The organism is Epilithonimonas xixisoli, from assembly GCF_004365655.1.
Classification (GTDB): domain Bacteria; phylum Bacteroidota; class Bacteroidia; order Flavobacteriales; family Weeksellaceae; genus Epilithonimonas; species Epilithonimonas xixisoli.
In genome coordinates this window covers 586,797-609,756 of the sequence record NZ_SOEO01000002.1, presented here as the reverse complement: position 1 = coordinate 609,756, position 22,960 = coordinate 586,797, and the positions used below count along the sequence as shown (strand labels likewise).

The window sequence follows — 22,960 nt, the reverse complement described above, 5'->3', positions numbered from 1 at the left end:
TTACTATTTGTTTTTGCAAAGAGAAAAGATGTTCCGTTTCAACAGATTTTTCTTGCTTTTTGCTTTGGTTTTTTCTTATGCGATTCCTTTTGTTCAGATTAATTTACCAGCAATTTCTGAGCAGAAAAACCAATTGATTTTTGAAGAAATCAAAACGCAACAACTCATTCAAAACACGGCTCAAACTTCAGAATTTGATTGGATGAATTTCATTTTAATGATTTACAGTTTGGTTTCTGTTGTTTTGATTATCAAAATGTTGATTTCAATTTTTAAAATTACAAACTTAAAAGGAATTGATTTAATTTATCAAAATCAAAACATAAAACTGATAGAAAAAGATTTGCCTCCTTTTAGTTTTTGGAACAAGATTTATCTCAACAAATCTTACTTCGAAAATGAAAAGATTGACCGTAGAATTTTCCTCCACGAAAAAACCCATTTGACTCAAAAACATTCTCTAGACTTGATTTTTGTTGAATTTCTAAAAGCAATTTCCTGGTTCAATCCTGCGATTTATTTTTATAAAAAAGCGATCACAGACAACCACGAATTTTTGGCGGATGAAGAAATTATTAACCAAGAATTTAATATCAAAGATTATCAAAAATTGATTTTGACAGAAGTTTTACAGGTTCAGAATCTGTCAGTTATCAATCAATTTAATTTTAATAACACCAAACAACGATTTATTATGATGACGACCAAAAAATCAAAACTCGAAAACTTCAAAAAGCTTTTTGCAGTTTCAGTAATCGCAGGATCCAGCTTTTTCTTTGTTCAAAAAGTCTATGCTTCGGGAACCAATGAAAATGTCAATCTGAATCCGGAATTTCAAATTGACAGTTCTTTAAAAACCGATACAGTCGTAGTTGTGAAGGATTTTAAGACTGAAAATTCCAAAGTCAAAAAATCAAAAAGATCTGAAAAGCACAACTCGAAAAAACAATTTGAAGATCACGAACTTCCAATTCCTCCGCCACCTCCACCGCCACCAGCAGTCAATTTCAGTAATGCAGAATTTCCGGAAGGGTTGAATGAATTGAGGAAAGGAATTGCGGACGCTTTCGATTCTTCATTCATAGGAAAAAATGAAAAAGTAACGTTGAAAACAATGCTTTATGTGACGATCAACAAAAATGGAGAAGCTGTTGAGGTAAAGCCAGATGGCGCTCATCAGAAATTCAATGAGGAAGCTGTAAAAGCATTCAAGACTGCTACAAAAGGTAAAACTTGGAAACCCGCAACCGAAGAAGGAAATCCAACAGCGACTGTTTTCCAACTTCCAATCACAATGCAGTTTCAATAAATGATGGGAAAATATATTGGAATTATTTTGTTGATTTTAATTGGTTTTTGCTTTAATTCTTGTACAGCTTTTAATCAATATTCCAAATTCAACAAAGTTCAAAACTGTGGAGAAGACAATATTTTTCTTTGTATTACCAACGATAGTTTGAAAATTAAATATCAATCTTTCGGCGGTTTCGATTTTGCAAATGATTCCAAGGAATACAAAAAATTGAAAGTTGGAAAAAAACCAAAATTCAAAAATATTTTGCTCTACGGAAAGTCGAAAGTCATTGATACAGATTATTATATTTTGATTGATAACCAAGAGAAAAAGCCAGGTTTTGTTTATAAGGATACGATTATCAACAAGATTCCGATAACAGTTGCAGTGAGTGATTCTTCTAATAAAATCAACAAAGAATTCTTGCTCCAAGGACTTCAAATATCGGAAGAATAATTTCCAAAAAATGTCAAACGTTCCAAAATTGGGACGTTTTTTATTTTGTATTTTTGTTATATGGATTTTAAACTTCACTCAGAATATAAACCCACTGGAGATCAGCCACAAGCCATCGAGAAATTGGTAGAAGGCATCAATATCGGCGAAAAGTATCAGACGCTTCTCGGCGTTACGGGTTCTGGAAAAACTTTTACGGTTGCCAATGTTGTGGAAAGTGTGCAACGTCCCACGATTGTGATGGCGCACAACAAGACTTTGGCGGCCCAGCTTTTTATGGAGTTCAAGGAGTTTTTTCCGGATAATGCGGTAGAATATTTTGTGAGTTACTACGATTATTATCAGCCAGAAGCGTTCATTGCATCCACAAATACTTACATCGAGAAAGATTTGAGCATCAATGAAGAAGTGGAAAAATTGAGACTTTCTGCCATCGCAAGTTTGCTTTCTGGGCGACGAGATATTTTGATCGTGGCTTCGGTTTCTTGTATTTATGGTGTGGGAAATCCGAGTGAGTTTCATAAGTCATTGATTACCATTGAAAAAAATGAAAAGCTTTCCAGGACCAGATTGCTTCATCAATTAGTCAGTGCATTATATTCCAGAGCGTTGAATGAGTTTCAAAGAGGAACGTTTCGTGTGAAAGGTGATGTGATTGATATTTATCCGGCTTATGCTGATACGGCAATTAGGATTCAGTTTTTTGGCGATGATGTGGAGAAAATCCAAAGTTTTGACCCCGTTTCTGGAAGTGTGATTTCGAATTTTGACATTATCAATATTTATCCCGCCAATCTTTTCGTAACCACAGCTGAGACAATGCAAGGTGCGATTCGTCAAATCCAGGATGATATGGTGAAGCAAGTTGATTTCTTCCGAGAAATCGAAAAACCTTTGGAAGCCAAACGTCTGGAGGAGAGAACAGAACTGGATCTCGAAATGATTCGTGAACTTGGATATTGTTCCGGAATTGAAAATTATTCCCGATATATGGATGGTCGTTTGCCTGGCTCAAGACCTTTTTGTTTATTAGATTATTTCCCGAAAGATTTCTTGATGGTCATCGATGAAAGTCACGTGACTGTTCCACAGGTTCACGCGATGTACGGTGGAGATAGAAGCCGAAAAGAAGTTCTGGTAGAACACGGTTTCCGTTTGCCAGCGGCGATGGACAATAGACCTTTGAAATTCAATGAGTTTGAGGATATGCAGAATCAAGTCATTTATGTTTCGGCAACGCCAGCAGATTATGAATTGGAGAAATCTGGCGGAACTTATATCGAGCAAATTATCCGTCCGACTGGGCTTTTGGATCCAATAATTGATGTTCGTCCGACGATGAATCAAATTGATGATCTCATCGAAGAAATCCATAAAAGAGAAGAAGCCGACGAAAGAGTTTTGGTGACAACATTAACCAAAAAAATGGCGGAAGAACTCACGAAATATTTTACAAAAGTGGGCATCAGAACAAGATATATTCATTCCGATGTGGAGACTTTGGAAAGGATTCAGATTATGCAGGATTTGCGTCTTGGTTTGTTTGATGTTTTGGTGGGTGTCAATCTTTTGAGAGAAGGTTTGGATTTGCCAGAAGTTTCACTTGTTGCAATTTTGGATGCTGATAAAGAAGGAATGTTGCGTTCCCGAAGATCGATGATCCAAACCGTTGGTAGAGCGGCGAGAAACCTGAATGGTCGCGCGATAATGTACGCGGACAAGATGACAAAATCGATGCAGGCAACCATTGATGAAACCAATTATCGTCGTGAAAAACAGATGAAATATAATGCGGATCACGGTAAAGTTCCTCAAGCTTTGAACAAAAAAATCAGTGAAAACTTGGTGGGAAGAAGCAAAGATTTCCCAGATGCAAAATACACTCACAAAGAAATTCTACAAGAAGTTGCCGAAACCAAAGCCAATTATGGAAGCGAAGATATTGAGAAAATCGTGGCTCAGAAACAGAAAGAAATGGAAAATGCAGCCAAGAGTCTAGACTTCATAAAAGCGGCAAAACTGAGAGATGAAATTGCAGCGTTGAAAGCTTAATTCTTCAAAAAATATTTATAAAACTTAAGGACTTTCTTTATTTTCAATTTTCGAATACGCTTGTTTGATGCTTCTGCAATGGTTTTTTCACAAAAATCATAAGAATTTCCTGACAGCAAAGCGTATTCTGATGCAATGATTTTCTGGATTTCCAAATTCTCAGATATTCGCGAAAAATTTTTGAGCCTTTTTTGGATGTCGATTTCTTCGTGGAAATTCATTCGGTTGAGATCTACGAGGAAAATCTGGTAGGAATCATCAATCTTTTTAATGAGAAAATTTCCGGGCGCATTATCGATGAACTCAATTCCATTTTCGTGCAATTGGTGGATTAACAGAGTGTAAGATCTGATAATGTCATTTCTATCAGTGAAATTTTCATCATCAAAAACTGTTTTCAAAGTGAAAGAATCTTCCAATTGCTCGCTCACGTAATAGCTGGAAGTCACGCCAATGAAATCGTGATTTTCTATAAAAGCGATTGGCTGAGGTGTGTAAAAATTCTTGCTGAGAAGCAGATTTGCATATTCGTAGGAACGTCTGGCTTTGGATTTTCGGTAATGTTTGTAAACATGCCGATTGATGATATTATGCTGTTTGAAAGATTTGAAATTAAAGCTTAAGTCGTTGATATGGAAGAACTTAATAGTGTTTCTTTTTTTGTTGTCATTAAGAATCAAAACACCTTCATTTTTAAAATTCTTTAAAATGTTGAGGATGTCATTTCGGTAATGCGAATAATTTTCGGACAGGACAAAGTTCATAATTCACTGCTGTACTATTCTAGAGACGTTTTGATGAGGTCTATTACTTTATCCAAATCCATATTGTTGGTATTGATGGAAAAACTTCTGTCGTTGTAAGGTTGATATTTTGCTTCATCGGTCACCTTGAAAAGTCCAATAGTTGGAACATTTACAGAACTTGCGAGGTGCATCACGCCATTGTCTGCGGCTATGAAAAGTGCACAATTTGCTAGAAATCCACCCATTTCCCGAATGTCTTTGCTGTAGAAATTTGGGATATTGAAATTCAACTTCGAAATATTTTCTACAGGCAACAATTCTATAATGTTATAGTCTGGAAATGTAGATTTTAGCCTGTTGTAAAAAGCTTCCCACCATTCTTCAGAATATATTTTTTCACCGGTTGCATTGGTAAAAAGGCAGATGGTTTTTTTATCGTTTTGGACCAGTTTTTCAAGATTAATTTTTCCTATTTCTATCTCTTCAGGATCTAATTTTAATTTCAATGAAGGCGCTTTTTCGATATTTTCATTAATGCCAAAATCCTTTAGATATTTTCTCAGATTATAGATTGTTTTCTTGGCGTCGTGCTGGTAATCAGAGTATTTTAAATTCAGCGCTTCATCTTCTTCTCCAAAAAATTTGTAGGTAGAATTCGCAAGTTGGATAGATAATTTTCCGGAAGACGAACCTTGATTTGCATTAATGGCCAAGTCATATTTCCGTGATTTCAACTGAAACCACGCTTGGATGTATTGAAACAAATGGCTGAAAGGTTTCTTTGGAAGTTGGATAAAGTGGTCTATGTTTTCGTAATTCTTGTAGATAATTGGAGAAATGCCACCTTTTACAAACAAGTCGATTTTGCTATCGGGAAAAATTCTGCTCACTTCCTGAACCAAAGGTGTTAATAAAAGTAAGTTCCCTAATCTGTGATTGGGTCGGGAGATGAGAATCCGTTTTATTTCAATCTCTTTTTGAAGCTGCGGAATTGCTTGTGATTTACCGATATTTTTGGTAAGGCTTTGCATCACGCGCTTTCTGAGAAGATTTGTCCGTTTCGAAACTTTCATTAATTAAAACTTATAAGTCGTCTTTTTATCTTTAGAATGGCTGACGTTTCCACGGATTGGAATTAATAAATCCATCAATCCATTCAGTTTAATTTCATAGATAGTGGACAGTTGCATTCCCAATTTTCCTTTGGGAAAACCGCCGTTTCTCAAAAACCATTCCAGATAAGATATGGGTAAGTCGGCAAGAATAGTTTCTTTATATTTTCCGAAAGGCATTCTGACTTCGCAGATTTCTTTTAAGATTTGAGGATTGATTCCTTCCATTTTTTAAATAATAAGATCGGTTTTATTCTCTATTTCGATGTCTTGATTGGGAAGTTCCAGTGCTGGAATTTCTTCTTCTGAGAATTCGTCTCTGTAAACCTGAATCAGTAAAACCGTGATGGACATCATAATGGGTCCGAAAACCAATCCCATAAATCCAAATAAATTAATCCCCAAAATAATTCCGAAAACTGTTACTAACGGATGGATGTCTTCTAGTCTCTTTAATAGTGTGAATCTCAGCAAGTTATCTGTGAGTCCCACGACCACAAGTCCGTAAATCAAAACGCCGACACCGCCGCCTGTGTTGCCTTCTGCAATCATGAAAATTCCAACGGGAACATAAATAATAGCCGCACCCACAACAGGAAGCATAGATGCCACAGCCGTTAATGCAAATAGAAGAATCGCACTTGGGGCTCCAAAAATCCAATATCCAATAAGCGCAACCACGCCTTGACCAATGGCTACAACAGGAATCCCAATGGCATTTGCCATCACCAGTTTTGTGAATTTATCACCCAAGAGTTGCGTGTTGGCACGTTTGAATGGCATTGCTTTGGAAACAATTCTTTCAAAAACTTTGGCGCGTACAAACATAAAATACAGGATAAAGTACATCGACATAATGACTGTAAAAGTGTTGACCGTTGTACTCAAAGCCTTTGTAGAAAAGGAACTGGCAAAATTAGTGACTTTGTTGATATTCTCTTTGCTGAGAATATCAAACCCAACTTTTTCCAATACAAAATGATGAATCTTTTCCAGGAATACATTGAATTTCTCCATATAAACCTGAGCATTCCCAATCTTCGCCACCAACATATCGATGATAAAATAAACGGGAAGAATCAAAATGATTAAAGATGCCAACATTATAAAACTAGCAGCCAGCCAAGGTTTCCAGTTTTTTTCTTCTACGAGATAATTATTGTACTTTCTACAGACGATATAGAGTGTCAATGCACCTAAAAATGAGGGAATAAACAATGCCAGATTCCAGCAAATGAGTCCAACTAAAACACAAATTAAAAGAATTAATGCAATCTGCTTTATCACAACAGATTCTATTGGTTTACCGAAGTCTGACATAGTTTTTTTGTTTAATTTAGTCTAATTGTCTTGGCAATGCAACATAAGCACAATAAGCAGAGTACATTGTAGAGTAGTAAAACATATAAGTAAGTATTATGCCAATACAACATCCAATCAATCCTAAATAGGAGCACAGAAAAGCTAAGAGATTGAGTAGTAAGAAATTTCCGTAATTATTTTTCACAATTTCAAAAGAATTCTTTAAGGCTTCAATTGCAGAAACATTCTGAAACAGTAAGAATGGGTAACCTAAAAATAAGAAAGGCATCACAAAAATTGCTGGAACATAACAAAGATTAGTACAGATGATAGATGCGATGGAAAATATCAAACCGTACAAAACGATGTGTAGGAAATTTTGTCTGTATCCAATGAAAAGATCGGAGAAATCTATTTTTTGATTCAGATTTTTCTTGTGTGCAATGTAAATTGTTCCGACAATTAGCGGAGAAAACAGCAAGATGTTGATGATAGAAAAACCACCCATAAAAGTCAGGAATGGCGTACTACGATAGATGTCATTGTACATTTCTGGATCATAACTTCCCATAGATTGAGAGTTTTGACCCATTTCCATAAACAGTGCTCCTAGTCCCGTGATCGATGCAATCACAGATAAAGCGATAAAATAAAGGATACCGGCAACCAAGGGATACATAAAGATGCCCTTATAAATCTCGAAAGCGTGAGAGATAATATTTCCTGTGTCTCTGTCAGGGACTGTGCCTGTGTTTTCGAATTCATTAAAATTTTCCATGTAGTTAAGTTTGAAGTTTATTATCAAATCTACATAAAAATTTCCTGAAAAGAATGAACTCAGAAACAATTATTCCTCAAATTCACCAATCAGATTTTTGTAAAGGACATAAATCATCGCATTCCAAAACGGAAAAGTCAGAAAAAGTCCAAAAAAGAAAGCTATAATTCCGCTGTACGAAAATACAATCGCAACCAAACTTGCGACCAAAATCAAAATCGGATTTTTCTGAAATGTCAAAATACTGATTTTAAAAGCCTCAAAAAAATTGTAATTCTTAAAGAAAATCAAGGAAGGAACCAGCAACATCATCGGAATCCACAACAGAGTGAAAAACGACAAATAGCTGTTGACAACACTCCAAAACAAAGAGTAAATCGCAAAAATGAAAAAGTAATGTCCTCGAAAACCTGTGAAAAGATCACTTGTTTCTGGAACTTCGCCTAAATCCAATTTTCTGTAAACTTTCAAAAAACCCAGATTCAAAGGAAAAACAATCGCTTTGATTACCAAAACAGCCATCGTAAAAGACATCGCATTTTCGGTCTGCATCAGCACCTCATATTTTTTCAGAAATGCGCCACTGTCAGTGTAGAGCAAATTTTGAAATTTCTGCATTTCGTCAAAAAGTCCGTAGTAGCGGTAAGCGTACATTGCTGCAAACATAAAAATGGCGAAATAAATCACACAGAATATAAACTGCATCGGTAGTGTTTTCATCCAATATTGATACGCCTCTGTCAGCACTTTTCCAATTTCCGGTTTTTGCGTCGTCATTCTCAAAATTTTTGCAAAAATACTCGTTAGGAATTGATAAACCATATTTTAAGTCTTTTATCTTTTCTCTATCATCTTTTCTCTTATTTTTGTTTTTATGTTTCAGAATCCTCAGTTTCTAAGAATGGACGAATTGTCAGAAAGAAAAGAGCCTTTTTTTTTCTTGATTAATTTTTTGATGGATGATGTCAAGATTTTCACTCAAAAAGAAATTAAAAATAACAGTTTGTTAATTGATTTTCCGTATGTTACAAACGTAGATGAGGAACACGCGACCATCCCAAACTTCGAATGGAAATCTTTTCCCGAAACTCTTGAAGATTATCAAAAAGGATTTGAAATTGTCCAAGAAAATTTGAAGAAAGGAAATTCTTATCTCACCAATTACACCAGAAAAACCGAAATTGAAACCAACTTGACGTTAGAAGATATTTTCACATTCTCAAAAGCAAAATATAAAATCCTTGTTCTTGACGAATTTGTCTGTTTTTCCCCAGAAACTTTCATCGAAATTGTTGATAACAAGATTTTTACGCATCCAATGAAAGGAACTATCGATGCGGAAATAGAAGATGCAAAAAATATTCTGAAAAACGACCCGAAAGAAAAAGCGGAACATTACACCGTTGTCGATTTGTTGAGAAATGATTTGAGTATAGTTGCCAATAATGTTCGTGTTAAGGATTTTCAAAGAATAGATTTAATCAAGACAAAACAAAAAAATCTCCTCGCAATGAGTTCCGAAATCGAAGGCGAAATAAAACCTGAATTTCAAAACAAGATTGGTTCGATTCTTCAAAAATTGTTGCCAGCTGGTTCTATTCTCGGCGCTCCAAAACCAAAAACTTTGGAAATCATCCTGGAAGCTGAAAAATATGACCGCGGTTTTTATACAGGAATTGCAGGTTATTTTGATGGAAAAAATCTCGATTCTTGTGTGATGATTAGATTTATTGAAAAAGAAAACGGAAAACTCTTTTTCAAAAGCGGTGGCGGAATCACGCACCAAAGCGACTTGACCAGCGAATACGAAGAAATGAAAAACAAAATCTATGTCCCGATTTATTGAAAGCATCAAAGTAGAAGACCAGAAAATATTCTTGGTAGATCTTCATCAAAAAAGAATGAATGAGACATTTTCCAATTTCGGGAAAGAGTGTAAAATCGATATCAAAACTTTATTCTTAAATCTCGAACACGATGAAGACGGCCTTTACAAATTCCGAATCGAATATGATTTGGAAAACAATTTCAAAACTCAAATTGTACCACACGCGATTTCGGAACACGATGATTTCGAATTGGTTATTGATAATGAACTTGATTATCACTTTAAGTTTGCGGACAGAACTCAATTTCAAAAATTAAAAGAAAAAAGTGACGCCGAAGAAATCATCATCATCAAAGAAAATCAAATCACAGACACGTCCTATTCCAATCTTCTTTTCCTGAAAGATAAAACTTGGTTCACGCCGAAAACTTATCTTCTGAATGGCGTAATGCGACAAAGTTTATTAGCCTCGAAAAAAATAAAAGAAACCGAAATTACAATTGATAATATCAAAGAATATTCTCATTTTCAATTGATTAATGCTTTGAACGATTTTGATGAAATGTTCATTTATCCGATTGAGAAAATAATCAATTTGCCGAAAGAGGAAACGGATTTGGAGTTTTGATGGCTTTACAAAAGTTTTTTATACTTTCTTTTAACCGATTTGGAATTTTTGAAACAATTGATTAATTCTTCAAATAAATTTGATTTCATTTTGCCCCAAAGTGAATAATCTGTTCCTTCGTTTGGATATAATTCTTGTAATGACTCAATAGTATAATCATCTATCTGGTGACCATACAAATGGGTTGGAAAATCAAAAAACTTATTGCAGTTTGTAATGATTTGCGAAGGAGCAAAAACAAAGCAATTGAGATTGATAGACGGGATTTCTACACATCCACTTTCAATTGTATCTTTTTGTGGGATTGAATCTGTTCTTGTTGGCAATGATGCGACAATGTTTTGATAACCATCATTTTTTAGTACAACAAAATATTTAGGCTTCGCAGGATTTCCATTTTTGAAATAAAATGGGTCAAAATAGATGATGTTGCCTTCTTCAAACATTAATGTGACTCAAGAAATTCGGTATAGATACTTTTTTTTCTTTCGTCGTGCGAAATCAGTTGACTCATATCGATTACATATTCTGTATTGTTGATTATTTCCTTTTCCAACAATTCCAACACTTCGCTTTGTTTAGCCGTATTGTGCCAAGGCGAGTTGGTTCTATGTGTGTATGAAATTAATTCCTTCGCTGATTTATTTCCAAAATTAGCAATGGTGTAATCCATTAATTCTATATCATTGTCGGAAAACTCATCGTCATTGAAAACAGATTTTGACACAACGAAGTTCACGCCGTCTTCACTATTTTTCTCAATATAACCTTCCAATAGTTTTGGTTCTGAAGACAAATCGATGAACAGTTCTTCCGAAACAGGACCAAATTTCCAAACTTTATACTTCAGATTTAAAAAAGGAATCCCAGTTTTTTTAATTGAAATCTCGTCTAAAATATATAAAAGTTTTAGGAGTTTAGTTTTTGAAAGTTGAGGAATATTATCACTTAGGTACACAACAGTATTCCCGATTTTTTCTAATTGGGTTTTGTTATATTTTGTGTAAGGAACATTACTCATCATTTTGCAAAGTTACAAATTTATTATTTATCAAATATTGTAATTGATGTAAAGTCTTATATTTTAATATTTTACAAAATTGGTTTTCACTTCAACTCCACAAAATACTGCTTCAAAATATCCGCATTATTACACTCAGAAGTCATTACTTCCAAAATCTTTGGTTTCGGATTGGGTTTGAAGAAGTTTGGTAAAACTCTGTCCAATGTGATTTCGTCTTCCACTTTCGTATAATCAAAACCGAAATTTTTTGCTAATAATTCTGCGTTTCTATTATGTTTGGTGGCAATAAATTCGTCCAAAGCGTTGGTTCCGCTTGGTCCAGGAATGATTTTGAAAATGTTTCCCTCACCATTGTTGAAAATTACAATCCTCGTGTATGGCGGGATATATTGGTTCCAAAGTCCGTTGATGTCATAGAAAAATGACAAATCTCCGGTAATCAAAATCGTAGGTGCATCTTCCATCATCGCAAATCCCATTGCGGTAGAAGTGCAACCGTCGATTCCGCTGGTTCCTCGGTTGCAATACACGTCGTGCTTCTGATAATCAAACAATTGTGCATATCGAATCGCTGAACTATTGGAGAAATGAATTTTATAATTTTCAGGAATTTGAGTAGCCAAAAGCTTAAACAAATAAAAATCCGAGAAAGGTGCTTTGTTCAAAAACTCCTCGTGTTTTGCATCTTTTTTGTCCTTCAAAACGTCCCAAAGATTGAAGAAAGGTCTTGGCTCAAGATTAATCGATTTCAACAATTTGGAAAAGAAAATCTCTGCTTTCGTTTCAATTTTTTGAGTTAATGCGTAGTAAGTATCAGGTTGCCAATATTCATCGATGTGCCAATGTTGAAGTGGTTTCGCTTTTCGAAGGAATTGTTTTACCCGTTTTGAAACTACATTTTGCCCGATTGTAATTAACAAATCTGGCGCATAAGTCCTGAAATCTTCTTCAGTAAAATCTGTGATATATCGGTCGATATGTGCAAAAAATTTCTCGTGCTGAAGATTGGAATTCATTTCCGTTAAAACTACAACGGTGTGATTTTTAACCAATTGTGAAAGTTGCGCTTGCAATTCTGGATTTGGTGCTAATGTTCCGGCAAGAATCAAAATTCGTTTTGAAGTGTGCCAATCCGCAATCAGACTTGACGGAATCTCATAAGTCTTTTTCTGTATCGTTTTTTCTACAATTGGCAAAACTGGCAATTCATCTACCAGATTGTAAAGAGGTTCATTCAAAGGAATGTTGATGTGAACCGGACCGCTTTTCTCGATGCAAAGTTCCACTGCTTTTTTGATGGTTTCGAAGTTGTAATCTTCTGCGCCGTCTTTCTCATCTTCCAACAATTCGAAATCGCCGTAAGAATGTTGCTGGAAAATATTTTTCTGTCTAATTGTTTGACCGTCAAATAAATCCACAAAATCCGAAGGTCTGTCTGCGCTAAGAATCAAAAGTGGAATGTTCTGATAAAAAGCTTCCACCACTGCAGGATAATAATTTGCAACCGCAGAACCGCTCGTACAAGTGAGTGCAACAGGTTTTTTAATAGATTTCGCAATACCCAAACCAACGAATCCAGCCGACCTTTCGTCCACAATACTGTAACATTGAAACGCATCAATCTCAGAAAAATGAATCGACAAAGGCGCATTTCTGGAACCTGGAGAAATGATGATTTTATCGATGCCGTATTGTTCAAGAATATGTGCGAGAATTTGGATGCTTCGTTTTGCGGAATATTGCTTCATTTGTGAAATTTACTGAAAATTAATTCTGATTGCAAATTTAATCAAAAGCTTTCAAACTCCCTTAAAACAATCGCAATTGTTGCGTTCTGCTTCCCGTGAAATGTTCAGTTGTGAGACTTGCTCTTTCCTGATTTGCGAAAAACTTCCTCTTCCCAATTTCAAAGGTTTTATGAATCATCTCTGCAATATTTCCTTCACCTTGATAACGTTGGAAAAATCGTTTTTCACCAAGATTTCCACCTCGCATTGAGCGGATTAAATTTAGGACTTTGTCTTTTCTATCAGGGAAATGCGTTTCCAGCCATTGGATGAAAACAGGTTCCACGGTGTCATTTAATCTGACCAAAGTGTAACCGCAACTTCTCGCGCCGGCTTCGGAAACAGCCTTCATTATGCCAAGACTTTCGTCGCTCGTCAATCCTGGAATGACTGGCGCAATCATCACATTCACGGGAATATTTTTCGATGATAAAACCTCAATGGCTTTCAGTTTATTTTTTGCGGTTGAAGTTCGTGGTTCCATCACGCGTCGCAAATCTTCATTGATAGTTGGAATGCTGAGCGAAACGGAAATCAGATTTTTCTCCGCCATTTTTTCGAGAATGTCAATATCTCTCAGAACCAAAGCGTTTTTGGTAATGATAGAAACCGGATGTCTGTAATCCAAACAAACTTTAAGCAAATTTCTCGTGATTTCGAATTGTCTTTCAATCGGCTGATAACAATCTGTGTTGCCAGAGAGCATAATCGTTTTTGGAACGTAAGATTTCTTCTGAAACGTTTTCTCCAAAAGTTCTGGTGCATTTTTCTTAACCATTAATTTTCTTTCGAAATCTACGCCTGCGCTGTAACCCCAAAATTCGTGTGTTGGTCTGGCGAAACAGTAGGAACAGCCGTGTTCGCAACCTTGGTACGGATTCATCGAATAATCCATCATCAGGTCTGGACTTTTGATGATATTGATGATGCTTTTCGGGAAAACTTCTGTAACTTGTGTTTTGATTAAATCCAATTCAAAATCTTCCGGTTCGTGGGTGAATCGGTCAAATTTGTTGATGACATTTCGTTGAGCGCCTTGCCCTTTTGGAATTTGAGAGTTCAATGTTTGGGGTTTGAAGTTTGGAATCTGTTAACCAAGGTTTCATTATTTCATAAAAACTTTGAACATGAAACCTTAAATTTTGAACTATAAAATTATCATTAGAAAAATAAAATCTCTCTTAAAATTTCGGAAAGTTTTCCACAAAAAAATCCGGCTCTTGCGAACCGGAAATCTGTATAATTTAAATAGTGTGTGTTTCTATAAGAATGCGTCCAATTCTACACCATCATTGGGATTTGCATAGGATTTCTTTTGATTTCCAAATAGCAAATGATGGTCAGAATAGTCGCTGTTGTAAATTCTGTTTTTTAAATATTTTCTTGCTACCAAAATGCCAAGAACAGTCGCTGTTCCAAAGATTCCGGCAAGAACTATTTCTACATTTCTGTTCATACTATATTGATTTGTGGTTTTTTGAAAAGCAAAAGATGTTCCTTTTTGAATTTTTGTTTCAAATCTTTAAGATAATTTAAGATTTCAACTGTGATTTTTACAGTTCAGCCGGTTTTTTTAACAATTCGGTCATATATAATTGCTCAACTTTCTTTTCTATCCTAATTTTGAACCAAGAAATTAAAATAATGAATAGAAAAAGTATCATATCACTGCTTTGGGTAGGTTTTGGAGTTAACCTCTTTTTCTTCATCATAGATACGGATGAGAAAACTGTAGAGAACTTCTTCTACGGGCTTTTGGTTTGTTTGATGTACTCAGTTTTCATCGGTGTTAGTAATGGTTTGACTAATGAATTTCTGAACAGAAAATTTCCTTGGGCAGAGCAGACCAGAACTCGAACCATTATTGGTATTGTTGCATTGGTCATCGTGAATGTTGTGGTGAGTTATTTGTGTGGCTATCTCAATTTTGTGGTCATTCAAAAAACAGCAACTTTCGAAACTTTTTTCTCTGCGAAGTATAGTTTTATCAATTGGTTTACCATTAATATTGCCTTGATGATTTCGGCTTTCCTTCACGCCAAAGGTTTTATGGAAGAATTGAAGAAGAATACCAAAAAAGAAGTTGTAGAACAAAAACTGATTGCAAAATCTGCCAACGCCCAATTCGAATCTTTGAAGAATCAATTGGACCCTCATTTTCTTTTTAATTCGTTAAATGTCTTAACAGCTTTAATTGATGAAAACCCGGAGCAGGCGCAGAAATTCACCACATCGATGTCGAAAGTTTACCGATATGTTTTGGAGCAAAAGGACAAAGAATTGGTAAAAATCGAAAACGAAATTGAATTTGCAAAAATATATTGCAACCTTCTGAAAACCAGATTCGAAGACAGCGTGAATTTCACTTTTGATCTTAATGATGACGATTTGCAAAAATTGGTAGTTCCACTTTCGTTGCAATTATTACTGGAGAATTGCATCAAACATAATTTCGCAACGTCATCCAAACCGTTGAACATCAGAATCTTTACAGAAGGAAAATTTCTCTGCATAGAAAATAATCTCCAAGTGAGAGAACAATTGACGGAAAGCGCGGGAATTGGTTTGGCAAACATCGTTCAGCGTTACGCACTTCTTACCAAAGAAAATGTTTTTATCGAAAAATCAGAACAAAATTTTAAAGTTAAAGTACCAATATTAATCGAAAAAAATACACATCAAATGACAACTTACACATCACAATCCACAGAAAATTTAGCTTACGAAAAAGCGGTAAAAAGAGTAAAAGAACTGAAAGGATTCTACGGAAACTTGATTTCTTACTGCATCGTGATTCCATTTTTGATCATCGTCAATCTTATCACTTCACCCAAATATTTATGGTTCTATTGGCCAATGTTGGGTTGGGGAATTGGAGTTATATCACACGCAATGCAGGTTTTCGCAGTCGGTAAAAACTGGGAAGAGAAAAAAATCCAGGAGATAATGAACAACGAAAAATTTAGCAAATAATTGAACTATGGAAAATCAAATGGAAACCCGAAAGTACAAACGTGCTAAAGAAAGAATGGAAGAAGAGAAGGCATTTTACATAATGCTTACAGGATATTTTCTGCTGATGCCTTTTCTTATTTTCATCAATTTGAAAACGGATCCACAAACGCAATGGTTTTGGTTCCCACTGATTGGATGCGGACTCAGTGTGTTGGGATATGGACTGTACCTTTTTGCAGGAAAAAGCTGGGAAGAAAGGAAGATTAGACAAATAATGAACAATAAAAAATAATTCTAAAATTAATCAAAATGGAAAATATAAACAGAGAAAATCCACGTTATGCCACAGCTGTGGAAAGAGTTCAGAAAATCAAAAAATTCTACACAGGCGTTTTGGTTTTCGCAATCGTATTTGGGATTATTTATGGAATCAAATTCTTCAAGCACGGTTTTCCTCAAAACCTCGGAGAGATGCAGGTTTCTTGGATATTTATCATTTGGGGATTGATTCTGGCAATCAAAGGAATAAAATTATTTTTTTTCAATTCTGATTGGGAAAATGATATGATCAACAAAGAAATGAAAAAACAAAGCAATGGAAACTATTAATAATCAAGACAATATCAAATATCTTGAAGCCAAAAAAAGAGTGAAAAAACTCAAAAGTTTTTATTCACATTTGACGATTTATGTTCTTGTAAATTTGTTGATTGTGTTTATTAATATTCAAGATTTGAAATCTGGTGAAAGTTATTTTCAGTATAAGAATTTCATCACATTATTTTTCTGGGGAATTGGTTTGGCAGTTCACGGATTGAGTGTTTTTTTTCCACAATTTGTGCTTGGAAAAAATTGGGAAGAGCGAAAGATTCGGGAATTAATGGATAAGGAAAAATAATATTTTGCTAATTTCGAATGATAAAAAAATAAACTACAAAAATGATAAGAACGATAATCATCGAAGACGAAAAACCAGCAGTCAGAAGACTTGAAAAATTATTAGGTTTGTTTTCTGATTTACAAGTTGTTGCAAGCCTCAATTCTGTGGAGGAAGCAGTCGATTGGTTTCAGAATAATGAACATCCACAACTGATTTTTTCGGACATTGTTTTGGGCGATGGATTGTCGTTTGATATTTTTGATAAAGTCTCAACCAAAGCTTTTATCATTTACACAACGGCGTTTGACCAATACACTCTGAAAGCCTTCAAACTCAACAGCATCGATTATCTTTTGAAGCCGATTGAGGAAGAAGATTTGGCAAAAGCAATTGAGAAATTCAAATCGTTTTTACCAGAACAAGGTGCTGTTAATTCTCAGGAAATCAGACAAATCGTTAAAAAAGAACAAGCGACACTTTCAAGAATTTTGGTTAAGATTGGTTACAATCTGAAAGTCGTTTCCATCAATGAAGTCAGTTGTTTCTACAGCGAGAACAAAATCGTCTATCTTCAAACCAAAGAACGAAATTTCCCAACGGATTTTACTTTGGATGAATTGGAAAATGTTCTGGAGCCATCCAAATTTTTCCGTGTCAACAGACAGTTTATCATCAGTTCAGATTACATCAAAAATATTCATACTTCCCCGAATTACAAAGTTGATTTGGAATTCCAGCCGGAAGAAGAAATTACGGTGAGTAGAGAACGTGTGAAGGATTTTAAAGATTGGTTGGCTGGATAATGAAAAACCCTTTCAGCGTTTCAAACTTTGAAAGGGTTTTTGAAAAATATTTTTTTAATTTTTAGCTAATAACGCCACTTCCAATCAATTCATCCTCTAAATACCAACTAGCAAACTGACCTTCCGCAATCGCAGACTGAGGATTTTCAAAGTCCATATAAAATCCATCTTCGAATTGATAAATCGTAGCCTTTTCCAAAGTTTGACGATAACGGATTCTTGCCAAAACGTCCATAGATTCGCCGTTTTTCAACTTCAAATCTTCTCGAACCCAATGCAGTTCGTCGTTTTCAATTTTCAAAGCTTTGCGAAAAAGTCCGGGGAAATTTTTCCCTTCACCTACGAAGATAATGTTGTTTTCCATTTCTCGCTGGATGATAAAACAAGATTCCTTGTGTCCACCAATTCCCAAACCTTTACTTTGTCCGATGGTGAAAAACTGCGCACCTTGATGCTTGCCAATCACTTTTCCGTCCTCTTTTTTATAATTGATTTTCGCCGACAGATATTCCAATTCTTCTAATTTCGAATTAAAAGTTGGAACTTCTTTATGGAATTCAGCAAAATCATTGAAAATTTCCACAATTTCGCCTTCCTTTGGAACCAATTGTTGCTGAAGAAAAGTCGGTAAGCTCACTTTCCCGATGAAGCAAAGTCCCTGAGAATCTTTCTTATCCGCCGTTACCAATCCAATTTCTTTAGCGATTTCACGTACTTCCGGTTTCGTTAATTCTCCAATTGGGAACAGCGCTTTTGATAATTGGTCTTGACTCAATTGACAAAGAAAATAACTTTGGTCTTTGTTATTATCTTTCCCTGCAAGCAAGTGGAAAATTTCCTTCCCGTTTTCATCAAAAGTAGAAGTCACGCGCGCATAATGTCCTGTTGCGACTTTCTCAGCACCAAGCGATAAAGCCGTTTTCATAAACACATCGAATTTCACTTCGCGATTGCAGAGAACATCAGGATTTGGCGTTCTGCCTTTCTGATATTCTTCAAACATATAATCCACAATTCGCTCCTTGTAGAGCTCGCTCATATCGATGACCTGATAAGGAATTCCTAATTTTTGAGCGACGAGAAGCGCATCATTGCTGTCTTCAATCCACGGACATTCATCTTCCAATGTTACCGATGCATCGTTCCAGTTTCGCATAAAAAGTGCGATAACTTCGTGACCTTGCTGTTGCAAAAGATAAGCTGTCACGCTAGAATCTACGCCTCCAGAGAGGCCAACGACTATTTTCATTTGATTTCAATTTTACGAAACTCTTGACGGGAGTTCTTAGTTTGAGATTGCAAAAATACAATTAAAACTTTCGCAAAAAAAACCATAATTTTAAGGATTGATAAAAACAATCTTATGAAGAAAATTTTGACATTAAGTTTTATAGCAATTAGCATTTTTTGCTTTTCCCAAATCGCAATGAGTCCACAAACATCAGCCAACCGCTGGACTTTTGGTGGCGGATTGGGTTTGGGTTTTGGAAGTAACAGCTCGTTTAATCTCCAGGTTTCGCCGAGAGTTGGTTACAAAATCACCGATCAGTTGGAAGGCGGAATGATTGGAAATGTCTCGTGGCAAACCTCGGATTTTTACAAATCGACGATGTTTGGGATTGGTCCGTTTGCGAATTATTACTTTGCACGATCGTTTTTCGTTGGCGCCAATCTCCAGCAATATTTCATTAATTCAACAGAAAAGTATAACAATTACAAATATTCTACCGACGAAACTGCGCTTTATCTCGGTGGCGGTTATATGCAGAGTATGGGGAATAATGCGTTTATGCAATTGGGAATAATGTACAATGTGCTTTGGAAAGAGAACAACAGTATCTTCAGTACGGGATTTGTTCCAACAGTGGGCTTTGTGGTAGGCTTATAAAAAAATAAAACCCTCCTGTATATTCATCATTTGTGTTTGTTTGAATTTTTCAGAGGGCTTTATTGAGGATGCAAAAATAAAGAGTTATTTTCGAATAAAAATTAACGTTTGTTAATTTCCTTTAAAAATCCGTTTTTTTATTCTGCTGAGAGATACTGGCGTGATTCCCAGTAGAGAAGCGATATATTTTGATGGTACTTTTTGCAGAACTTGAGCGTTTTCTTCTAAGTGTTTCTGGTATCTTTCTTCGGGTTTCAGAAGTACAAAATCTTCAATATTGTTTAACAAAATCCCTATCATCATCAAAAACATATTTCCACGCAAATTATTAAGTGAAATGCTTTTCTGCGCGCCTTTGTCTATGGCATCGTAAGTCAATTCAAACACTTCTGTTTCGCCCACCGCTTGATAAAAAAATCTTGAAGGACGTTTAAAAATAATCCCGCCATAATTACCAACAAAGCTTTTTTTATTGTGAAAAAGCATTGTCTTTTCTGTGCCATTTTCCAAAAGATGATACACACGGATGATCCCACTTTTAATGTAAAAAACTTTGGTGTTGTTGTCGCCAGGAGAGATGAAAATATCGCCCGATTTATATTTTTTGAAGCTGATGGATGGTAAAAGTATTTCTAAATCCTCCGGAGTGAGTCCGGGAACGTTTCTTAATAGATAATCTTTTAATTCGGTTGTCATAGCTGTATAAAATGACCACCTAAATTTTTAGGTGGTCATATTGTTTTGGTTTATTCTTTAATGCTTTCTTTAGAGCTTTTCTCTTTCACCGTTTCTCCTTCCAGTCCGTCTTTCGCTTCGTTGACTTTCAGAATCACCGTTTCTCCTTCACTGAATTGTTTGTTGACAAGCATTTCCGCCAACAGATCTTCGATGTATTTTTGAATTGCTCTTTTCAATGGTCTTGCTCCAAAATCTTTGTCCCAACCTTTTTCTGAGATGAAATCTTTGGCTTCATCTGTCAATTCTACGTGGTATCCTAATTTTTCTAATCTTCCGTAAAGTTTAGACAATTCCAGATCAATGATTTTCTTGATGTCTTTTTGCTCTAGTGAGTTGAAGATTACAATGTCATCAATTCTGTTTAGGAATTCCGGCGCAAATGCTTTCTTCAAAGCACTTTCGATGGTAGATCTTGCTCTTGCATCGGTATTGGTTTTCTTCGCATTGGTTCCGAATCCTACACCATCACCGAAATCTTTCAAGTCTCTGGTTCCGATATTGGAAGTTAGAATAATGATTGTATTTCTGAAATCAATTTTTCTTCCAAGAGAATCAGTCACAAAACCTTCGTCCAAAATCTGCAACAAAATATTGAAAACATCTGGATGCGCTTTTTCGATCTCATCAAGCAAAACAACAGCGTAAGGCTTTCTACGAACCGCTTCCGTCAATTGTCCGCCTTCCTCGTATCCAACGTATCCCGGAGGCGCACCAACCAATCTGGAAACCGCAAATTTCTCCATATATTCGCTCATATCGATTCTGACCAATGATTCATCTGATTCGAATAATTCGCGCGCCATTACTTTGGCTAATTCCGTTTTACCAACACCAGTTGTTCCAAGGAAAATGAAGGTTCCAATCGGACGGTTTGGATCTTTCAATCCAGCTCTGTTTCTTTGGATGGCTTTCACCACTTTTTTCACAGCGTCTTCTTGTCCGATTACTTTTCCATTCAATTTTTCGTCCATTTGAGCCAATTTATCAAGCTCATTTTTACCAACTTTGGTTACAGGAACGCCACTCATCATAGAAACCACTTCGGCTACACTTTCCTCCGTAACTTCTTCTTTTTTCTCTTTGACATCTTTGTCCCATTGTTCTTGGGCAAGATTCAATTCGATTTGAAGTCTTTCTTCCTCATCTTTCAGTTTTCTGGCTTCAAGATAATCTTGGGCTTTCACCGCTTTTTGTTTCAATTCCTTCACTTCTTCGATACGAGCTTCGTGATCGATGATTTCTGTAGGAACTTTCATATTCTTGATATAAACTCTGGATCCAGCTTCGTCCATCGCATCAATGGCTTTGTCCGGAAGGAATCTGTCTGTGATATATCTTGATGTTAAATTCACACAAGCATTGATGGCTTCATCAGAATAATGAACATTGTGATGATCCTCGTATTTATCTTTGATCTGATGAAGGATTTGAATGGTTTCTTCAACCGTAGTTGGCTCTACCATTACCTTTTGGAAACGACGTTCCAAAGCGCCATCTTTCTCGATATATTGTCTGTATTCGTCCAAAGTTGTTGCTCCGATGCATTGGATTTCTCCTCGTGCCAAAGCTGGTTTGAACATATTGGAAGCATCTAAACTTCCTGTAGAACTTCCTGCGCCGACAATCGTGTGTAGCTCATCAATGAAAAGGATGACGTCACGGTTTTTTTCCAATTCGGTCATTATCGCTTTCATTCTTTCCTCGAATTGTCCACGATATTTTGTCCCGGCAACTAAACTTGCTAAGTCCAAAGTAATTACACGTTTTCCATAAAGAACGCGAGAAACTTTTTTCTGTTGAATTCTCAAAGCCAAACCTTCTGCAATTGCTGATTTACCAACGCCTGGTTCACCAATCAAAAGTGGGTTGTTCTTTTTTCTTCTTGATAAAATCTGAGAAACTCTTTCGATTTCTTTTTCGCGACCGATTACTGGATCCAATTTTCCGTCTCTGGCAAGCGAAGTCAAATCACGACCAAAGTTGTCCAACGTTGGTGTTTTACTTTTCTGTGCGCCAAGATTTCCAGTTGGTTTTTTCATTTGGCTGTACGGCTCGTCTTTCTCATCATCATCGTCATACGCGCTGTTTTGAGGAAGTTGGTCTGTATTTTTCAACATTGTTCTGTACGCTTTTTGCACGGCATCATAATCGATGTCATAAGCCTGAAGAATGCTGGAACTTGGATCTTCCTGTTTGTACAAAATGCCCAAAAGCAAATGCACCGTATTGATGTCCGCCGATTGATATTGGCGACATTCCAGCTCAGATCTTTTTACAGCCTGATCTGCCATTTTTGTAAAAGAAATACTTCCCATATTGGCTGTAAACGGATTTGAGTTTACGGCGCTCAGGGTTTCTATTTTTCGCTTTATCTGGGTGAGGTCTACGCTAAGACTTTCAAGAATCTCTTTCGCAGAATTTTCAGTTTTGATAATTCCTAAAAGGAAATGTTCAGTATTCAGAAACTCACTCTGCAAACGTCTTGCTTCATTTTTGCTTTGCTTGAACACGCGGTTCAAACCGTCTGAAAATTTATAATCCATAATTAAAATTATACACTAAGTTATGTTTTTTATAATCAATCCTACAATTATTTATTGTAAAATTTAAATATTTGGTTGCAAATAGATTGCCATTAGAAAAAAACGGACTTTATGACCATATTATTTTAAAAAATGTTTTAGGTTTG

General features: G+C 35.8%; 25 protein-coding genes. 11 read left to right on the top strand and 14 right to left on the bottom strand.

Features of this window, described 5'->3' with window-relative positions; genetic code table 11:
- Positions 1-28 precede the first annotated feature (28 nt).
- From B0I22_RS10190 to uvrB, 3 genes are read left to right on the top strand one after another with little or no spacing between them, the layout of a single operon-like run.
- Positions 29-1,309, top strand: coding sequence for a M56 family metallopeptidase (locus tag B0I22_RS10190; protein ID WP_166668215.1), 1,281 nt, complete (start codon positions 29-31; stop codon positions 1,307-1,309).
- On the top strand, positions 1,310-1,750 hold the full coding sequence (locus B0I22_RS10185) for a hypothetical protein (RefSeq protein WP_133944550.1): 441 nt from the start codon (positions 1,310-1,312) through the stop codon (positions 1,748-1,750).
- 60 nt (positions 1,751-1,810) lie between these two features.
- Positions 1,811-3,802, top strand: coding sequence for an excinuclease ABC subunit UvrB (uvrB, locus tag B0I22_RS10180; protein ID WP_133944549.1), 1,992 nt, complete (start codon positions 1,811-1,813; stop codon positions 3,800-3,802).
- Here the strand turns inward: uvrB and B0I22_RS10175 are convergent.
- The 6 genes from B0I22_RS10175 to B0I22_RS10150 all read right to left on the bottom strand — a co-directional run bounded on the left by B0I22_RS10175 (position 3,799) and on the right by B0I22_RS10150 (position 8,517).
- Complete coding sequence (locus B0I22_RS10175; protein WP_133944548.1) at positions 3,799-4,566, bottom strand: lipopolysaccharide kinase InaA family protein; 768 nt, start codon at positions 4,564-4,566, stop codon at positions 3,799-3,801. The genes uvrB and B0I22_RS10175 overlap by 4 nt on opposite strands.
- A 14-nt stretch (positions 4,567-4,580) precedes the next feature.
- Positions 4,581-5,621: a glycosyltransferase family 9 protein gene (locus tag B0I22_RS10170; protein WP_133944547.1), complete on the bottom strand. Its 1,041-nt coding sequence runs from the start codon at positions 5,619-5,621 to the stop codon at positions 4,581-4,583.
- Positions 5,622-5,624: 3 nt separating this feature from the next.
- The gene (locus B0I22_RS10165) at positions 5,625-5,879 is read right to left on the bottom strand and encodes a DUF3820 family protein (protein WP_133945161.1); all 255 of its coding nucleotides are present in this window, start codon (positions 5,877-5,879) and stop codon (positions 5,625-5,627) included.
- 12 nt (positions 5,880-5,891) lie between these two features.
- On the bottom strand, positions 5,892-6,980 hold the full coding sequence (locus B0I22_RS10160; RefSeq protein ID WP_133944546.1) for an AI-2E family transporter: 1,089 nt from the start codon (positions 6,978-6,980) through the stop codon (positions 5,892-5,894).
- A 16-nt stretch (positions 6,981-6,996) separates the two neighbouring features.
- On the bottom strand, positions 6,997-7,740 hold the full coding sequence (locus tag B0I22_RS10155; protein WP_133944545.1) for a hypothetical protein: 744 nt from the start codon (positions 7,738-7,740) through the stop codon (positions 6,997-6,999).
- A 69-nt stretch (positions 7,741-7,809) separates the two neighbouring features.
- Entirely contained in the window at positions 7,810-8,517 is a 708-nt protein-coding gene (locus B0I22_RS10150; RefSeq protein WP_133944544.1) for a hypothetical protein, read from the bottom strand.
- A gap of 97 nt (positions 8,518-8,614) precedes the next feature.
- On the opposite strand from B0I22_RS10150, the gene B0I22_RS10145 reads away from it, so the two are divergent.
- Both B0I22_RS10145 and B0I22_RS10140 read left to right on the top strand, forming a co-directional pair.
- Positions 8,615-9,586, top strand: a complete 972-nt coding sequence (locus B0I22_RS10145) for an aminodeoxychorismate synthase component I (protein ID WP_246022190.1) — start codon at positions 8,615-8,617, stop codon at positions 9,584-9,586.
- Positions 9,570-10,196 (top strand): aminotransferase class IV, encoded by a 627-nt coding sequence (locus B0I22_RS10140; protein ID WP_133944543.1) that lies wholly within the window; start codon positions 9,570-9,572, stop codon positions 10,194-10,196. Before B0I22_RS10145 ends, B0I22_RS10140 begins: the two co-directional genes overlap by 17 nt.
- A 5-nt stretch (positions 10,197-10,201) precedes the next feature.
- On the opposite strand, the gene B0I22_RS10135 is transcribed toward B0I22_RS10140, so the two are convergent.
- The 5 genes from B0I22_RS10135 to B0I22_RS10115 all read right to left on the bottom strand — a co-directional run bounded on the left by B0I22_RS10135 (position 10,202) and on the right by B0I22_RS10115 (position 14,463).
- On the bottom strand, positions 10,202-10,642 hold the full coding sequence (locus B0I22_RS10135) for a hypothetical protein (protein WP_133944542.1): 441 nt from the start codon (positions 10,640-10,642) through the stop codon (positions 10,202-10,204).
- Positions 10,642-11,220 carry a Panacea domain-containing protein gene (locus B0I22_RS10130; protein WP_246022188.1) on the bottom strand — a complete coding sequence of 193 codons (579 nt, stop codon included), beginning with the start codon at positions 11,218-11,220 and terminating at the stop codon, positions 10,642-10,644. The genes B0I22_RS10135 and B0I22_RS10130 overlap by 1 nt, the downstream gene beginning before the upstream one ends.
- Positions 11,221-11,303: 83 nt before the next feature.
- Positions 11,304-12,968 (bottom strand): 2-succinyl-5-enolpyruvyl-6-hydroxy-3-cyclohexene-1-carboxylic-acid synthase, encoded by a 1,665-nt coding sequence (gene menD / locus B0I22_RS10125; protein ID WP_133944541.1) that lies wholly within the window; start codon positions 12,966-12,968, stop codon positions 11,304-11,306.
- Positions 12,969-13,029: 61 nt separating this feature from the next.
- Positions 13,030-14,070, bottom strand: coding sequence for a PA0069 family radical SAM protein (locus B0I22_RS10120; protein ID WP_133944540.1), 1,041 nt, complete (start codon positions 14,068-14,070; stop codon positions 13,030-13,032).
- 198 nt (positions 14,071-14,268) lie between these two features.
- The gene (locus tag B0I22_RS10115; protein ID WP_133944539.1) at positions 14,269-14,463 is read right to left on the bottom strand and encodes a hypothetical protein; all 195 of its coding nucleotides are present in this window, start codon (positions 14,461-14,463) and stop codon (positions 14,269-14,271) included.
- 188 nt (positions 14,464-14,651) lie between these two features.
- Between B0I22_RS10115 and B0I22_RS10110 the strand changes: the two genes are divergently transcribed.
- From B0I22_RS10110 to B0I22_RS10090, 5 genes are read left to right on the top strand one after another with little or no spacing between them, the layout of a single operon-like run.
- Positions 14,652-15,980: a 2TM domain-containing protein gene (locus B0I22_RS10110; protein WP_133944538.1), complete on the top strand. Its 1,329-nt coding sequence runs from the start codon at positions 14,652-14,654 to the stop codon at positions 15,978-15,980.
- 7 nt (positions 15,981-15,987) lie between these two features.
- Positions 15,988-16,254 carry a 2TM domain-containing protein gene (locus tag B0I22_RS10105; protein ID WP_133944537.1) on the top strand — a complete coding sequence of 89 codons (267 nt, stop codon included), beginning with the start codon at positions 15,988-15,990 and terminating at the stop codon, positions 16,252-16,254.
- A 17-nt stretch (positions 16,255-16,271) separates the two neighbouring features.
- Positions 16,272-16,571, top strand: a complete 300-nt coding sequence (locus tag B0I22_RS10100; protein ID WP_133944536.1) for a 2TM domain-containing protein — start codon at positions 16,272-16,274, stop codon at positions 16,569-16,571.
- Entirely contained in the window at positions 16,558-16,860 is a 303-nt protein-coding gene (locus B0I22_RS10095) for a 2TM domain-containing protein (protein WP_133944535.1), read from the top strand. The genes B0I22_RS10100 and B0I22_RS10095 overlap by 14 nt, the downstream gene beginning before the upstream one ends.
- 41 nt (positions 16,861-16,901) lie before the next feature.
- Positions 16,902-17,645: a LytR/AlgR family response regulator transcription factor gene (locus B0I22_RS10090; protein WP_133944534.1), complete on the top strand. Its 744-nt coding sequence runs from the start codon at positions 16,902-16,904 to the stop codon at positions 17,643-17,645.
- Between the two features lie 61 nt (positions 17,646-17,706).
- Here B0I22_RS10090 and mnmA read toward each other — a convergent pair whose 3' ends face one another.
- On the bottom strand, positions 17,707-18,894 hold the full coding sequence (gene mnmA / locus B0I22_RS10085; RefSeq protein WP_133944533.1) for a tRNA 2-thiouridine(34) synthase MnmA: 1,188 nt from the start codon (positions 18,892-18,894) through the stop codon (positions 17,707-17,709).
- A 177-nt stretch (positions 18,895-19,071) separates the two neighbouring features.
- Between mnmA and B0I22_RS10080 the strand changes: the two genes are divergently transcribed.
- A complete protein-coding gene (locus B0I22_RS10080) occupies positions 19,072-19,533 on the top strand; it encodes a hypothetical protein (protein ID WP_342772855.1) in 462 nt (153 codons plus the stop codon).
- A gap of 111 nt (positions 19,534-19,644) precedes the next feature.
- Here the strand turns inward: B0I22_RS10080 and B0I22_RS10075 are convergent, their stop codons facing one another.
- Entirely contained in the window at positions 19,645-20,229 is a 585-nt protein-coding gene (locus B0I22_RS10075) for a Crp/Fnr family transcriptional regulator (RefSeq protein ID WP_133944531.1), read from the bottom strand.
- 50 nt (positions 20,230-20,279) lie between these two features.
- Positions 20,280-22,814 carry an ATP-dependent Clp protease ATP-binding subunit gene (locus B0I22_RS10070; RefSeq protein WP_133944530.1) on the bottom strand — a complete coding sequence of 845 codons (2,535 nt, stop codon included), beginning with the start codon at positions 22,812-22,814 and terminating at the stop codon, positions 20,280-20,282.
- Positions 22,815-22,960: the final 146 nt, after the last annotated feature.